This window comes from Nostoc sp., from assembly GCF_036919575.1.
In the GTDB taxonomy this organism is placed as follows: Bacteria; Cyanobacteriota; Cyanobacteriia; order Cyanobacteriales; family Nostocaceae; genus Nostoc.
In genome coordinates this window covers 1-14,395 of sequence record NZ_JBALBY010000118.1, presented here as the reverse complement: position 1 = coordinate 14,395, position 14,395 = coordinate 1, and the positions used below count along the sequence as shown (strand labels likewise).

General features: G+C 44.5%; 11 protein-coding genes. 3 read left to right on the top strand and 8 right to left on the bottom strand.

What is annotated here, in order from left to right; all coding sequences use genetic code 11:
- Positions 1-42: 42 nt before the first annotated feature.
- A complete protein-coding gene (locus tag V7K27_RS31735) occupies positions 43-1,005 on the bottom strand; it encodes a hydrogenase small subunit (protein ID WP_334952604.1) in 963 nt (320 codons plus the stop codon).
- Between the two features lie 614 nt (positions 1,006-1,619).
- On the opposite strand from V7K27_RS31735, the gene aroA reads away from it, so the two are divergent.
- On the top strand, positions 1,620-2,900 hold the full coding sequence (gene aroA / locus V7K27_RS31730; protein ID WP_334952603.1) for a 3-phosphoshikimate 1-carboxyvinyltransferase: 1,281 nt from the start codon (positions 1,620-1,622) through the stop codon (positions 2,898-2,900).
- Between the two features lie 105 nt (positions 2,901-3,005).
- Here aroA and V7K27_RS31725 read toward each other — a convergent pair whose 3' ends face one another.
- On the bottom strand, positions 3,006-3,482 hold the full coding sequence (locus V7K27_RS31725; RefSeq protein ID WP_334952601.1) for a hypothetical protein: 477 nt from the start codon (positions 3,480-3,482) through the stop codon (positions 3,006-3,008).
- A 783-nt stretch (positions 3,483-4,265) separates the two neighbouring features.
- On the opposite strand from V7K27_RS31725, the gene V7K27_RS31720 reads away from it, so the two are divergent.
- Both V7K27_RS31720 and metX read left to right on the top strand, forming a co-directional pair.
- On the top strand, positions 4,266-5,570 hold the full coding sequence (locus V7K27_RS31720) for an O-acetylhomoserine aminocarboxypropyltransferase/cysteine synthase family protein (RefSeq protein ID WP_334952599.1): 1,305 nt from the start codon (positions 4,266-4,268) through the stop codon (positions 5,568-5,570).
- Positions 5,571-5,697: 127 nt separating this feature from the next.
- Positions 5,698-6,798 carry a homoserine O-acetyltransferase MetX gene (gene metX, locus V7K27_RS31715; RefSeq protein WP_334952598.1) on the top strand — a complete coding sequence of 367 codons (1,101 nt, stop codon included), beginning with the start codon at positions 5,698-5,700 and terminating at the stop codon, positions 6,796-6,798.
- 355 nt (positions 6,799-7,153) lie between these two features.
- On the opposite strand, the gene V7K27_RS31710 is transcribed toward metX, so the two are convergent.
- The 6 genes from V7K27_RS31710 to V7K27_RS31685 all read right to left on the bottom strand — a co-directional run bounded on the left by V7K27_RS31710 (position 7,154) and on the right by V7K27_RS31685 (position 14,071).
- Positions 7,154-8,392, bottom strand: coding sequence for an acyl-CoA dehydrogenase family protein (locus tag V7K27_RS31710; protein ID WP_334952596.1), 1,239 nt, complete (start codon positions 8,390-8,392; stop codon positions 7,154-7,156).
- A 27-nt stretch (positions 8,393-8,419) separates the two neighbouring features.
- The gene (locus V7K27_RS31705) at positions 8,420-9,766 is read right to left on the bottom strand and encodes an LLM class flavin-dependent oxidoreductase (protein ID WP_334952594.1); all 1,347 of its coding nucleotides are present in this window, start codon (positions 9,764-9,766) and stop codon (positions 8,420-8,422) included.
- 126 nt (positions 9,767-9,892) lie between these two features.
- Positions 9,893-10,087: a hypothetical protein gene (locus V7K27_RS31700; RefSeq protein ID WP_334952593.1), complete on the bottom strand. Its 195-nt coding sequence runs from the start codon at positions 10,085-10,087 to the stop codon at positions 9,893-9,895.
- 593 nt (positions 10,088-10,680) lie between these two features.
- Entirely contained in the window at positions 10,681-11,496 is an 816-nt protein-coding gene (locus V7K27_RS31695; RefSeq protein ID WP_334952592.1) for a hypothetical protein, read from the bottom strand.
- A gap of 164 nt (positions 11,497-11,660) precedes the next feature.
- Positions 11,661-12,764, bottom strand: coding sequence for an LLM class flavin-dependent oxidoreductase (locus tag V7K27_RS31690; protein WP_334952590.1), 1,104 nt, complete (start codon positions 12,762-12,764; stop codon positions 11,661-11,663).
- 446 nt (positions 12,765-13,210) lie between these two features.
- A complete protein-coding gene (locus tag V7K27_RS31685; RefSeq protein ID WP_334952588.1) occupies positions 13,211-14,071 on the bottom strand; it encodes an alpha/beta fold hydrolase in 861 nt (286 codons plus the stop codon).
- Positions 14,072-14,395: the final 324 nt, after the last annotated feature.

The following is a 14,395-nucleotide window of genomic DNA, read 5'->3' as shown; positions in this document are numbered from 1 at the left end:
CAAAGGACTAATGACTAATGACTAATGACTAATGACCAATGACTAAACTGTAAAAAAGTCTTCTTCTGCCCAAGGTGGTGCGGCGTCTTTGGCGACCATTGTGAGTAAGGCGTAGTCTTTTTTGTTCACCCCTGGCGGTAATTCTTTGGGAACTCCCATCACTGTTTGGGTTTTAAATACGGTTCCGGGTTTGAGGTCAAAGAAAGGAAATTCTGGTTCGGTGCAACCTAAACAAGGCATTCCGGCGCGGGTTTTGGAAGAGACGCGGTTCCATAAGATGCGGTTGCAGGAAGAATGGGTCATGGGGCCGCGACAACCTAAGTCATAAAATAGGCAGCCTTTACGCTGACCAAATTCGGCGGTTGAGGCTTTGTAGGCAAAGTGGACGTTGCGGGTACAACCTGTTTGGGTATAGGTGTTGAAGAAGGTTTGGGGACGATTTAGTTCGTCGAAAGCAATGTCTGCTATGCGTCCAGTAGCGATCGCTACTAATATCTGCGTTATCCAGTCGGGATGGGCGGGACATCCAGGTATATTAATTACAGGTAATCCGGCTTGCGACAGAAAGTCTTTACCTAAAAAGCCGCCTTCTTGACGCTTGAGAAATTGCAAACCTTCCGATTCGCTGGGGTTGGGTGACATGGCGGGAATTCCTCCCCATGTGGCACAATCTCCCACCGCGACGATAAATTTAGCAACTTTGGCAAGGTCTGCTAACCAATCTTTCATGGCGCGATCGGCAAAACGATTCCATTCGCCAGTGCCGTTAGGGGCGTTGACAACACTGCCTTCAAATACCAAGATATCTAGGGGAATTGTGCCAGAAATGCAATTTCGTAGCAGTGTTTGCAAGTTGTTACCTAATTCCAATCCCAAGGAAGGATGCCAAAGTAATTTGATACCAAAATCGGCAATCAAATCGCAGACTGTCGGTTCTTCAGCGTTGAGAAATGACATGGTGTTGCCTGAACAAGCACCACCCTGTAGCCATAGTACGTTAGTCATCGGCTATGCGTTTTTCTATTGTTTCCCATGCATGATGTAGGTGATAATGCTTGTAAAGTCTCACCTGTTTATCAATATTTATTTTTCAATGGTAAGATATTTTTTTGTTTAATTCACTTTCATTAAAAAAGAATTAATCATTGAAGAAGAATTCAGGAGTCAGAATTCAGGAGTCAGAATTCAGAAGTAAAACAGGGTTTATACTTGGCTTGGGACGAATCGTTGTGTACTTCACTTTCCTTGAAATCTGCTGTATGTAATTAGGACTTACGCAGTGTACAAATGCATCATGATATGCACTCGCTAAAATAGCTTGTTTCAGGCTTTTATTAATTATCCTGCGATCGTAAATAGACCATGCTGTAGGGGCACAGAAAAAGCTCATTGGTGTCAACTTAAGCCCAAACGCTTATCCCACAGGCGTTTTACCCCCCTTAATCCCCCCGATATATTGGGGGGAAACAAGAAAATCCAGTTCCCTCCCCTTTATAAGGGGAGGGTTAGGGTGGGGTAACGCGGATTCAATAGTTCTTTTTCCCAGCCTCCTCTGCCTCTTTTGCTCACCATATGGCAATATATAAGGTTGTAGCTGATCGCCTACGTAGAGGTTTAACGTGGATACCATTGCAATTCCTGCTTTAAATCGGCCAGTGGATGCCACGGTAGAAATTCCCGGTTCTAAAAGTCTTACCAATCGCGCGTTGCTTGTCGCTGCTTTAGCACAAGGTGACTCCATTTTAGAAAATGCCTTATTTAGTGAAGACAGCGAGTATTTTGCCAAATGCGTAGAGCAATTGGGCATTGCGATCGCTCTGAATCCTCATCTAGCACAAATCCAAGTGGCGGGAAGGGGAGGCGACATCCCAGCTAAACAAGCAGATTTATTTGTGGGTTTATCAGGTACTACAGCACGGTTTATTTCGGCGCTAGTGGCACTGGGGAACGGCGAATATCGACTAGATGGCGTTCCCCGGATGCGAGAACGACCGATGGGCGACTTGTTGACGGTGCTGGAAGCGAGTGGAACAACCATTAACTTTGAGGGAAACTCCGGGTTTATGCCCTACACCCTCTATAGCCAGGGATTCGCTGGCGGAAATTTTCGCTTGAAAGCCAACCAAACAAGTCAGCAACTTTCGGCATTGCTGATGATTGCGCCTTATGCTCAACAAGATACGATTTTTGAAGTTGAGGGGACATTAGTTTCTCAATCTTACATCAAAATGACCTGTCGCCTAATGGCGGATTTTGGCGTACAGGTGATTCAAATCGGCGATAATCAATTTCAGATCAAAGCGGGTCAACGTTACCAAGCTCGACATTATACAGTAGAACCCGATGCGTCAAATGCTTCTTACTTTTTTGCCGCCGCCGCCGTCACGGGTGGACGGGTGCGTGTCAAACATTTGACCAAACAATCTTGTCAGGGTGATATTCTCTGGCTGAATGTTTTAGAACAGATGGGTTGCCAAATTAATCACGCCGATGATTACACCGAAGTGACGGGGCCGAAGCAATTGCAAGGCATCGACATTGATATGAATGATATATCAGATTTGGTGCAAACATTAGCAGCGATCGCGCCTTTTGCTAGTTCACCGATTACCATTCGGAACGTAGAACATATTCGATATAAAGAAACCGAACGCATTCGCGCCGTTGTCACCGAGTTGCGTCGCCTGGGAGTCAAAGTTGAAGAATTTGCAGATGGACTGAAGATTGAGCCTAGCCCCATTACCCCGGCGGCGATTGAAACCTATCACGATCATCGAATGGCGATGGCTTTTGCTGTCACTGGCTTGAAGGTTCCAGGGATTGTAATTAAAGATCCTGGCTGTACAGCGAAGACGTTCCCAGATTACTTTACCCGATTCTTCCAAATGTTAGAACATTGACACTGAAATGCTTTTTTTTAAAACTGCTCTGGTGCAAATCCAGAGCAGCTTTATCTTGCACAGAATCTCTAACCCCAGCTAAAAACAGTCAAATCGGTGAATCGACTAAAAGTTTTGGGGTGGCAGTGGTTTTCCTTGGCTCTTAGGAACATTAACTACGTTTAAAGCTTTGGCAATTGCAATAATGTCATTATCCAAGCTTTGAGCTTTAACATTGCCAGGACAGCTAATGTCTGGCGACTGCTGATCAGCTAACCTAATAGTAGTAGTTGTACCAAAAGAAACAGATTTGACGCAACTTTGTTTTGGCAAGCTAGATAAAGGTTCAGCAATTTTCAGGTCACGGAAAAAGTTTTCCGTCAACTTTTGGGACAATTTGCCTTGATTAGACCCTTTGCCATCAACATAATTAACTTCTCCAGATGGTGATACGTAAATGCGGTATCCAATCGTATTGGTAGAGCCACTATTAAGGATAATCGCAACGTTATTGGGCACAAGTGCCATTGCTAATTGAGACGAACAAAGTAAAAATGATATACCTGCTAGCCCCAATAAGCTCTTAGAAAAAAGCCGATTCATATAATAAATTTCCTCATTTATGAGTCTTGATTGTCAAAATTTTATGACCATTATTCATCTGGATAAGTTTCTTTCATTTCCTGATTTTAAACAGGTTGTTCAGTCAAAATCTCCGGTCATACTTTTGTTATAAGTTTGTCATAAGTGCGTCAAATAAATATGAAATGATTAGTACTTTTGATTCCCTTGATTATTTTAAGGTGAGTTCGATGGAATTGGGAGCATCTCACTTTCGTAGAAAGCCTAAACCTCACCCCAGCCCTCTCCTTAGTAAGGAGAGGGAGCAGGAATCTTCTTTCTCCTATGGTGTAGTGTATTTGCTTTCACTGAGATGCTCCCGATAGAATTTAACCCCAACACAAAACTTGCCGCTTCTTAGGAACGTGGATTAAATAAAAAGCAAAACTTCATCCTGTCTCTAGCTTCCCTCTCCTTTATAAGGAGAGGGATTGAGGGTGAGGTAAGCCAGGGACATAAATTGTATGTTATTTAATTCTTATTCCTTAGAGGATGTTTTAAAAGTAGTTTGCTGTGATTTTAGGCACTTATTGATCCCCCCTAGCCCCCCTTAAAAAGGGGGGAACCAGAATCAAAGTCCCCCTTTTTAAGGGGGATTTAGGGGGATCTAAAACTTTTGATGCCGACAAGAGGACTTTTCAAACATCCTCTTAGTTGCGGGGGAATTAAACCCACGGAATTTGTTAAAATACTAAAAATCGATAGACTTAGAGTAAATCTCTGCCAGCACTACTTCAAAAATATATTTGATTCACACAATTTTCTATGTCTGAAAAATATCGCTTTGAAACTTTGCAAGTCCATGCTGGGCAAGAACCAGCTGTCGGAACTAATGCCCGCGCTGTACCAATTTATCAAACAACGTCATACGTTTTTGACGATGCGGATCATGGGGCGCGGTTGTTTGCGCTGCAAGAGTTTGGCAACATTTACACTCGGATCATGAATCCGACAACGGATGTATTTGAAAAGCGAATTGCTGCTTTAGAGGGGGGTATAGCAGCATTAGCAACCGCTAGTGGTCAGGCTGCACAATTCTTGACTTTAACTACGATCGCTCAGGCTGGGGATAATATTGTTTCTACCAGTTTTTTATATGGGGGAACTTATAACCAATTTAAAGTTTCTTTACCACGTTTAGGGATAAATGTCAAATTTGTCGAAGGAGACGAAGTAGAAAATTTCCGTCAGGCGATCGACGATCGCACAAAAGCATTGTATGTTGAAACCATTGGTAATCCCCAATTCAATATCCCGGACTTTGCTGCCCTAGCCCACATTGCCCACGAAAATGGGATTCCCCTAATTGTGGATAACACCTTTGGGGCAGGCGGGTATTTGGCTAGACCGATTGAACACGGTGCAGATATTGTAGTAGAATCTGCAACTAAGTGGATTGGTGGTCACGGCACCTCTATCGGCGGCGTAATTGTCGATTCTGGTAAATTTGACTGGGGTAATGGTAAATTTCCCGTCTTTACTGAACCATCCCCTGGTTATCATGGGCTGGTTTTTCAAGAAGTATTTGGTGTAGGTAGTCCCTTCGGCAATATTGCCTTCATTATCCGCGCCAGAGTAGAAGGGTTAAGGGATTTCGGTCCCTGTTTGAGTCCATTTAACGCCTTTCTGTTATTACAAGGTTTAGAAACTCTCTCTCTACGTGTAGAGCGCCATGTCAGCAATGCTTTAGAATTAGCCCAGTGGTTAGAACAGCAACCACAAGTAGCATGGGTCAATTATCCAGGACTTCCCCATCACCCCCATCATCAGCGAGCCAAAAAATATCTCAGACATGGATTTGGCGGAGTCTTAAACTTTGGCATCAAAGGCGGACTAGAAGCAGGTAAAGCCTTTATTAATCATGTCAAATTGGCGAGTCATCTAGCAAACGTTGGGGATGCTAAAACTCTCGTCATTCATCCTGCTTCCACAACTCATCAACAGCTAAGTGATGTTGAACAGCTTTCCGCAGGCGTGACACCTGATTTAGTGCGCGTATCAGTTGGTATTGAACACATCGACGATATCAAAGAAGATTTTGAGCAAGCATTTCAATATATTAGTCATTAGTCATTGGTCATTGGTCATTGGTCATTTGTCATTGGTCATTTGTCATTGGTCTTTCGCTCATGTTCCCCAAATCTAAAATTCTGAATTCTGGATTCTGGATTCTGCATTCTTCTTCAATTAGTATTAGATGAATTATCAGCACTTCATTTCACCAGAAACTCAGTATTACCATCTCTCGAAGCCGTTTGAGTTAGAAGGAGGCGAAGTATTAACTGGGGTTCAGGTCGCTTATCGAACTTGGGGAAAGTTAAACTTAGAAGGCGACAATGGAGTGCTAATTTGTCATGCTTTAACTGGTTCGGCTGATGCTGATGACTGGTGGGAAGGTTTGTTAGGTTCAAAAAAAGCACTGGATAGCGATCGCAATTTTATTGTATGTAGCAATATTTTGGGAAGTTGTTACGGCACTACAGGAGCGACTAGCATCAATCCACAGACTGGAATCCATTACGGTGCATCATTTCCCGCAATTACAATTCGGGATATGGTTCGCTTACAAGCTGCACTGATTCAATATCTAGGAATTAAATCTCTACAACTAGTAATTGGTGGGTCACTTGGTGGGATGCAAGTACTAGAGTGGGCTTTATTATATCCAGAAATCGTCAAAGCGATCGCACCCATTGCCACGGACGGCAGACATTCAGCTTGGTGTATTGGATTAAGTGAAGCCCAAAGACAGGCTATCTATGCTGATCCCAACTGGCTAGGGGGTAACTACACAGTTGAACAGCCGCCAACCCAAGGATTAGCTGTAGCGCGGATGATGGCGATGAGTACTTACCGTTCTTGGCACAGCTTTACAGAACGTTTTGGACGACAGTATGATGCATCTGCTGACCAATTTGCGATCGCTAGCTACTTACAACATCATGGTCAAAAGCTAGTAGAGAGATTTGATGCCAATACTTACATCACTCTCACCCAAGCGATGGATAGTCATGATATTGCCCAAGGTCAAGACTATGAATCTGTTTTGCAAAGCATTAAACAACCTGCTTTAGTTGTCGCCATTGATTCTGACATTCTTTATCCCCCAGTAGAACAACAAGAACTAGCAGATTTAATCCCTAATGCTCAACTAGTTTGGCTGAAGTCAACCTTCGGCCACGATACATTTTTGATTGATACAGCAGCACTTAATCAGTTACTAATTAACTTTCGGCAAGCTTTAGAGATTGTCTCCTTATCTCGTTCCCAGTCTCCGACTGGGAATGCCCCTCATTGAGGCTCCGCCTCAAGACTTGCGGCAGAGCCGCAACGAGCAGCATTTCCAGCCAGAGGCTGGAAACGAGGTTTTAAAAGGCTTTCACGTTAAGTTGACACCAATGAGCTTTTTCTGTGCCCCTACCGCGTGGTCTATTTAGCTGAAAATAGCTGTAAGTTGACACGCATGAGCTTTTTCTGTGCCCCTAGTGCGTAGTCTATTTACCTGAAGATAGCTGTAAACCCCCAAAATTATAGGACTTACGCACACTCTACGAAATCTTCTCTGCGAGACGCTGCGCGATTGCGTAGCGTCTCGCAGGGATGGCAGTTCGATAAATTAAGCTTTTTGGCGATTTTTGCGTAAGTCCTGAAAATTAGAAGAATCCTCGTTGCGGCAATGGTGTACCGTTGATCTCGTAGTCCCCGATCGCACGAGCCTTAAAATGATTTGGATTGTGTGAGGACAAGGTGCGGGCGTTGCGCCAATGACGATCAAAGTTGGAACTTTGTTTCGTTGTAGAAGCCCCACCAACTTCAAACAGCAAGGTAGCTGAACGTAGAGCCAGGTCATCGACAATCAATTTAGCTTTGGCTGCACTCAAAGAAGCTACCAGCGCCGCAGCCGTTTCTGCCTCTTCACGCTGGGCTTGGGCAGCAGGGAGGCGATCGAGAGCATCAGCTGCCGCTAAAACGATCGCTTCGGCAGCAAAGGCATTGGCGGCAATCTGCCCGACAGTCTGTTGCAACATTGGGTCTTCTGAGGCTTGCTCCGATACAGCATGGTAGAAAGTCCGGGGTCTGTTACGGATGAGGGCTGTCGCATCACGTAGAACGCTGCGAATAATACCGGCGTTGATGGCAGTCAGGAATAATTGTGGGACGATGTTGTAGGGCAGGTCGTCTTTGTCTGTATCTGTCTCAAAAATTACTTCTTCAGCTTCTACACGGACATTGGTGAAGGTAGTCGTTCCCGTACCTGTCAGTCTTTGTCCGAAGCCGTCCCAGTCGTCCACCAGTTCAAGACCCTCGCGGTTAGTAGGAATGAGTATAAACGCTATAGAGCCATCTGGTGCTAACACACGCACAAAAATCAAGTCTGCATAAAGGCTGCCAGTGCTGTAATATTTCCTTCCATTCAGACGATAGCCGTCGCCATCAGGTGTTAATTTTGTATTCACGACTTGGCGACCACCTGATCGCTTGGCTTCTAGTTCCGTCGAAGCGAGTCCAATAATCGCGCCATCGACGACGGCTTTCAGCCAGCGACGATTCCTTTGGGTGCGCTCAGAACGCAAAATTCGCTCCGTCACAGAGAAATGATTCCGTACAATATGAGCCACGTTGGGGTCAGCATCCCCCAGCCGAATCACGACCTCGAATAGTTCGCGCGCGGTACTACCACCACCACCTTCGGCAACGGGGATTCGCAATGCACCTAATCTAGAACGCCGGATCAATTCAACCACATTATAAGGAAGGATGCGATCGCGATCGCGCTCAGATGCTCCCAGAGCAATGAAATCAAACAGAGTTTGCAGTTCGGGAGATTTCGCTGTGACAGGAGATGAGAACTCGAAAGTAGAATCTATAACTTTTTCTTCAATTTGAGTCATTGTTTTTCTCTTTGTTTTTACCCGTATTTAGCTGACTGAAGCAGTTGTGGTCTGGAAAAAGCGGTTGGCGGGGCGTGCCAATCCCAGATTTTCGCGCAGCGTCTTGCCCTCATAGTCGTGGCGGAAAATCCCACGCCGTTGGAGTTCTGGCACAACTTTGTCCACAAAGTCATTCAGCCCTTCAGGAACAAAAGGGAACATGACGTTGAAGCCGTCAGACCCTTCCTCTGTCAGCCATTGTTCCATATCATCGGCGATCGTTTGCGGTGTGCCGACAAAGGCCAGCCCACCGTAACTGCCGATGCGTTGAGCTAGCTGTCGAATGGTCAGCTTCTCGCGTTGCGCCAGCGCGATCACTCGTTCTCGTGAGGACTGTCCGGTGTTAGTATGCGGGATTTCCGGCAAGGGGCTGTCCGGGTCAAAGCGCGAAACGTCATAGCCAAGTGCGCTATTCAGGCTGGCGATCGCACTGTCATAATCTACTAGGCTATCCAAATGAAGACGCTTGGCACGCGCCTCGGCGACGGTTTCACCCACGATCACCAAGACACCTGGAAGAATTTTGATGCTATCTGGGTCACGTCCAATCGCCCGCGCCCGCCCCTTAATGTCGGCAAAGAGGGTCTTACCTGCCTCCAGATTACCAGCAGGTGCAAATACGACCTCGGCGGTTTCGGCAGCTAATTGCCGCCCGGCTTCAGAGGCTCCCGCCTGGACAATCACTGGCCAACCCTGGACAGGTCTAGCGATGTTCAATGGCCCCCGCACCGAGAGATGTTTTCCCTTATGACCGAGAACGTGAATTTTTGCGGGATCAAAATAAATCCCTGACTCCACGTCTCGAATGAACGCATCGTCAGCGAAGGAATCCCAAAGACCCGTGACGACATCATAGAATTCCCTAGCCCGCATGTAGCGTTCGTCATGTTCTACTTCCTCTTCTAATCCAAAGTTAAGCGCTGCGTCTGGATTGGCTGTGGTGACGATGTTCCAGCCAGCGCGACCGCCACTGATATGATCGAGAGAGGCGAAGCGGCGAGCGATGTGGTAAGGCTGGTCATAGGTTGTAGAAGCGGTGGCTACCAGTCCGATATGTTCGGTGACGGCCGCGAGGGCAGAAAGCAGGGTGAATGGTTCAAAGGATGTGACAGTATGGCTGCGCTTGAGGGCGTTGATTGGCATATTTAGCACCGCTAAGTGATCGGCCATAAAGAATGCGTCGAACTTGCCCTGCTCTAGTTTCTGGATGAATCTTTTCAGCGCTGGGAAGTTGAAATTAGCATCAGGCAAAGCCCCAGGATAGCGCCAAGCGCCTGTATGTATACTTACCGGGCGCATGATCGCACCCAGTTTTAATTGCTTCGATTTGCTCATTAGCCCTCCGTATCATGTTTAGAATGCAGGGGCGATCGCCCCCTTGAGATAGTTGTTGATATACAGCGCATTTCAAGGAAAGTGAGGTACACAACCAAAGTCTCAAACCCTGGTGTAAAAGCTGTTTTACTTCTGAATTCTGACTCCTGAATTCTGAATTCTGATATAATCCTTCAATTCGGGATCAACGACTAATTGATTTAGTTTTTGGATGTTGGGATCATTCGTTTTTGATTGTATAGTTTTGGTGTACAACTGGCGAAAAGAATAGATGCGATCGCTAACAGCGACTAACAACTGATTTATCAATCTATTTAACATATTTTTTTTTGCCTTTTAGCATTTTTTAGTCCGAATTTAAAATCGAGGTTATATCTCAATACAGTTCAGTTAAGAAATTTTTTCCTTCTCTTTCTTCTCTCTGTGTTCTCTGCGCCTCTGCGGTTCGTAAAAAAAAATGACTTTGACAAAGAGTGCTAGCCTTAACTGAACCGTATTGGGTTATATCTCCCAAAACAAACCTATAGCTCAAATTTAATATCGAATTATTTCCAAAACATTACTGTTATTAGTTGAAGAAGAATGCAGAATCCAGAATTCAGAATTCATTCTGAGTTCTGACTCCTGACCCCTGAATTCTGTTCGATAAAATATCATACACCTTTAACCTAAAAATTATAGTGTTTTTGACGACTAAAATCGATAAATAATTAATCATAGCTAACAAGGCTAAATTAAATATTATTAAATTAATTCATTAACCAGAAATGTTACTAATCATCAATAAATTAGTAACATTTAAAATCTGGTAAAATATGAAAAACCAATGTATTACCACGGTAAACCCCAGAGGTTAATCGTTCCTTTTTGGGAGCTTGTTTCAAATTAAAACTCAAAGGGCGGTTTTTTGATCATCAATCATTCACACTCACAAGTTTGGGCAATCTAGATATCGGGATATCCAAGAAGTAAGAAAGAACCTCTCGCCGCCAAGCATCATAAAGTACTGGCAAATCATCAATTTCAATACCAATAGCTTTTTGACTCAACAGCCAATAATCCTGAAGGTAAGGATTGCGTCGGCGTTGACCTTCTTCATCTGCTTCTATGACTTGTGCGATCAAATCCTCTTTCTCTGCGGGTGAAGCTAGATCAAATTTACGTTGCCACCACTCTACAACTCCCAGGCGGTGAACTGCTTCATCTGGCAGGATTATTTCTGCCGCAAACTTGGCTGAGTCTGGGTCGTTGATTTTGCTGGTACGGCTATTGATGAATAATAAAGCCACAATATGAAGTTCGTAATGCAACTCAAATGCTAAAAAGCCTTGCCAATTACGAATGGGTAAATCACCCATATAATCCCAATGCTTCTGCACCTGCTTTTGGATATCCTCAATTGGGTCACGTCCCGATATAGCCTGCGCTCTTAAACGAGTATTTTGAGCGTGTGCGCCATCATCACCGATTTGTCTACTCAAAAATAGCTGTAATTCTGGGTCAGCAAAGGAGTCAATTATCTTAGCACAGACTTGCACAATAAACAGGTCATGGGCTGCACCAGCCACACGGAAGCGGTAGAAATTCTCTCTTTCCTCTTCGGTTTCCGGCGATCTAGGTTCTTGCAATCGCTTTTTCGGAATATGGAGAGCATATTTCTCAAGCAGTTTCTCAAAAATTTCCAGTTCTAAATCAGTAGTCCAAGCTGGACGAGTTAGAGTTGTAGTCATAAAGTTTCCTTTGGTTAGTGGGAAGTGGAGAAAAATTTTGGTTTCAACTTCAATCTACAATCCAAAATCCAAAATCGTTCGACTGAGCGTTCGCGTAGCGTCTCGGAGAGAAGCCGAAGTCCAAAATCTAAAATTCTTAGCTAGCTCCTATTTTCAAGTTGGCGTCACCGAACAGCCCGCACTTCGGCAAGCTCAGTGACCGTCGCAGACATCGCTTCACTATCTACCGTTAATGCTTGCACTCTTGGTATAATTTCCGCAGCAAAACGCTCCATTTCTGTGGCAAAAGGCTGGAATTGCAGCATGAAAGTACCAATTCCTACTTTGGTAAATTCAGCAATCCGATGGGCTACAGTTTCATAGCTACCAACCAATCCTGCTGCTGTACCGCCATTGCTCCCCACACCAGGGTACTTAGCCATGTTTTTGAACATAACTACTTCAGAATCTACTCCTTTGAGTAATTCTGAGCGATCGTCTTGTGCTAGTATCATTGCTCTGAGGTTTTGATATTCCGCTTCCGCCTCTTCGTCTGTCGGTCGAGCAATCACAAAAGCTGACATGGCGAAGCCCAGAGGTTGAGAGCGAAACTTAGTTTTTTGAGCAACAGCCGCAATGGTTTCGCGGATGACTTCAATCGGACGACCATTGAGGAAAAATGTATGCGCTTCTTTTGCAGCTAGTTCTTGGGCTGGTTCTGATTCTCCTCCTATATATACACGCGGATGTGGTTTGGCTATAGGTGGGGGATTGAACTTCAAATCATTGATCTGAAAATATTCACCGTAGAAGTTGACTTTTTCTCCACTCCACAAACTTTTTACGACCTTAATCCATTCATCCGAATAGCGATAACGCTCATCATGGGTAAGGAAATTTATCCCCGCTTTTTCCATTTCTGGCTTGAACCAGGCACTTACTAAGTTAATCGCAAAACGTCCACCACTGATTGCATCAATACCTAAGGCCATCTTTGCTAAGACGGCGGGATGAAACAGTAATGGCTTAACAGCTGCAATAATCTCGATAGAGTTTGTTGCTTCTGCAAGTGCTGCTGCTGCTGTCCAGGTTTCTAGCTGGTCAAGTTCTTGGTTCCTGGGATTGATAATATGTTGCGCGATTAAAGTTGTGGTAAATCCGCACCTTTGGGCCAACTGGATTAAATTCTTGGCTCGTGAGTAACTAGCATCACGAGGTTCAAGAGGATGATTCATCACGCCGCAGTTGCCGTAAACAGGAATCCAAATCCCATAGCGTGGTTCAGACATAGTTTTCTAGAACCCTTGTAGTCGGCACTAAAACTTTATTTTTCCACTTAGAATAATTCTACGGTAAATCGGTAGATTTATGACTGTATATTCTGATATTTGCATAGGTGAGGATAAAAAACCTCTCAATACGCCAGATGAACCGATTGATGCTAGTTATGAACGCAGGCGATCGGTGTAAAAAGCTGACCGAATAAATTCGGTTACTCGCTTATATCCCAATACAGTTCAGTTAAGCATTTCTTCCTTCTCTTCCTTCTCTTCCTTCTCTTCCTTTGCGTCCTTTGCGACGGCAGTCGCTACAACGGGGGGAACCCCCGCAACGCGCTGCCTCTCCTTTGCGTCCTTTGCGGTTCGTTAAAAAAATTGACTTTGACAAAGAGTTTTACCCCTAACTGAACCGTATTGGCTTATATCCCCGGCATAAATGACAGGGGCTTTACCCATCACGAGTTGTAAACCAAGAAACCCGTAATCACATCCAAAAGTGCTTCTGGCTCATCAGCGCGGATCAAATGACTGCTATTCTCAAAAATTCTCAAATCGGCATTAGGAATTGCCTGAGCAATTTCTTCAGAAAATTCTGGGGCGCAAATCCAGTCATACCGACCTGCAATAACTAAAGTGGGTGCGGTAATTTTGTGTAACTGGTCAAGAATATTGTAGTTGCGGAGGAAACCGCCAAAAGCAACATTAATCGCATCAACTGAGAGAATATTCCTCTGCCAAGCAATGCCTGATGTGGTGGGATCATATCTTAGCGAATACATTGGTCCCAACACTTGAAAATACTGTCTTAGCTGTTCCTCATTTTCAAAGTTACCATCCCAAAGTCGTTGAGCGCTTGCTTTTTGTTCCTCAGTTCCCTTTAATGCTAGGATTTCTTTAGCCCGTTCTAAAAAGCCACTATGGGCTGTCGTGGCAATCACAATCAGATGAGAGACATTCTGAGGATAGCGAACTGCATAAGTTAGAGCCACCATACCACCATAAGAACCGCCAATCACAACAATTTTGTCCAGCCCAAGGTGTTGGCGCAACGCTTCCATATCTTCAACATTATTGTCTAGAGTATAGGTTTCTTTAGGTCCACGAGCTGACCTTCCTTGACCGCGATGGTCAAAATAGACTAGTTGTAGTTTTCGGCTTAAAGCCGAGAAGGTTGGTTTGAAGGAAGTATGATCCGCACCAGGTCCCCCATGAATTAGAAAGGCGACAGGTTTAGAGCAGATGCTCGCGCCATCCACCACTAATGCAGAACCTTCCACATCAAAGAAAATCTCTGTATCTCGTATTTTCGCTCGCATTTTCGGGATTGTATAAAATCACTTTAATATATCTGACTTTTCCCGTTATCTTTTGAGAGGACGCGTAGACGCTTTTTCGGCTTGTCGTCAGACATCGCTTCTGGAAGCGCTATTCCAAAGTCCTATTTTCTGGTAGCTAGTGACCACCGAAGGCATCACATTGCCTATAAAATAACAATATTATTTTGTCACAGATATGTTTATTAGGTGATGCGGCGATGCGATCGCATTTCTGACTCGTAAATCAAGTTTCTGACTCGTAAATCAAGTTTCTGACTCGTAAATCAAGTTTCTGACTCGTAAATCAAGTTTCTGACTCGTAAA

Bases quoted from the DNA above. Each gene is read 5' to 3' on its own strand.
- V7K27_RS31735 (WP_334952604.1), bottom strand. From the start codon at position 1,005: ATGACTAACGTACTATGGCTACAGGGTGGTGCTTGTTCAGGCAACACC.
- V7K27_RS31725 (WP_334952601.1), bottom strand. From the start codon at position 3,482: ATGAATCGGCTTTTTTCTAAGAGCTTATTGGGGCTAGCAGGTATATCA.
- V7K27_RS31720 (WP_334952599.1), top strand. From the start codon at position 4,266: ATGTCTGAAAAATATCGCTTTGAAACTTTGCAAGTCCATGCTGGGCAA.
- metX (WP_334952598.1), top strand. From the start codon at position 5,698: ATGAATTATCAGCACTTCATTTCACCAGAAACTCAGTATTACCATCTC.
- V7K27_RS31710 (WP_334952596.1), bottom strand. From the start codon at position 8,392: ATGACTCAAATTGAAGAAAAAGTTATAGATTCTACTTTCGAGTTCTCA.
- V7K27_RS31705 (WP_334952594.1), bottom strand. From the start codon at position 9,766: ATGAGCAAATCGAAGCAATTAAAACTGGGTGCGATCATGCGCCCGGTA.
- V7K27_RS31700 (WP_334952593.1), bottom strand. From the start codon at position 10,087: ATGTTAAATAGATTGATAAATCAGTTGTTAGTCGCTGTTAGCGATCGC.
- V7K27_RS31695 (WP_334952592.1), bottom strand. From the start codon at position 11,496: ATGACTACAACTCTAACTCGTCCAGCTTGGACTACTGATTTAGAACTG.
- V7K27_RS31690 (WP_334952590.1), bottom strand. From the start codon at position 12,764: ATGTCTGAACCACGCTATGGGATTTGGATTCCTGTTTACGGCAACTGC.
- V7K27_RS31685 (WP_334952588.1), bottom strand. From the start codon at position 14,071: ATGCGAGCGAAAATACGAGATACAGAGATTTTCTTTGATGTGGAAGGT.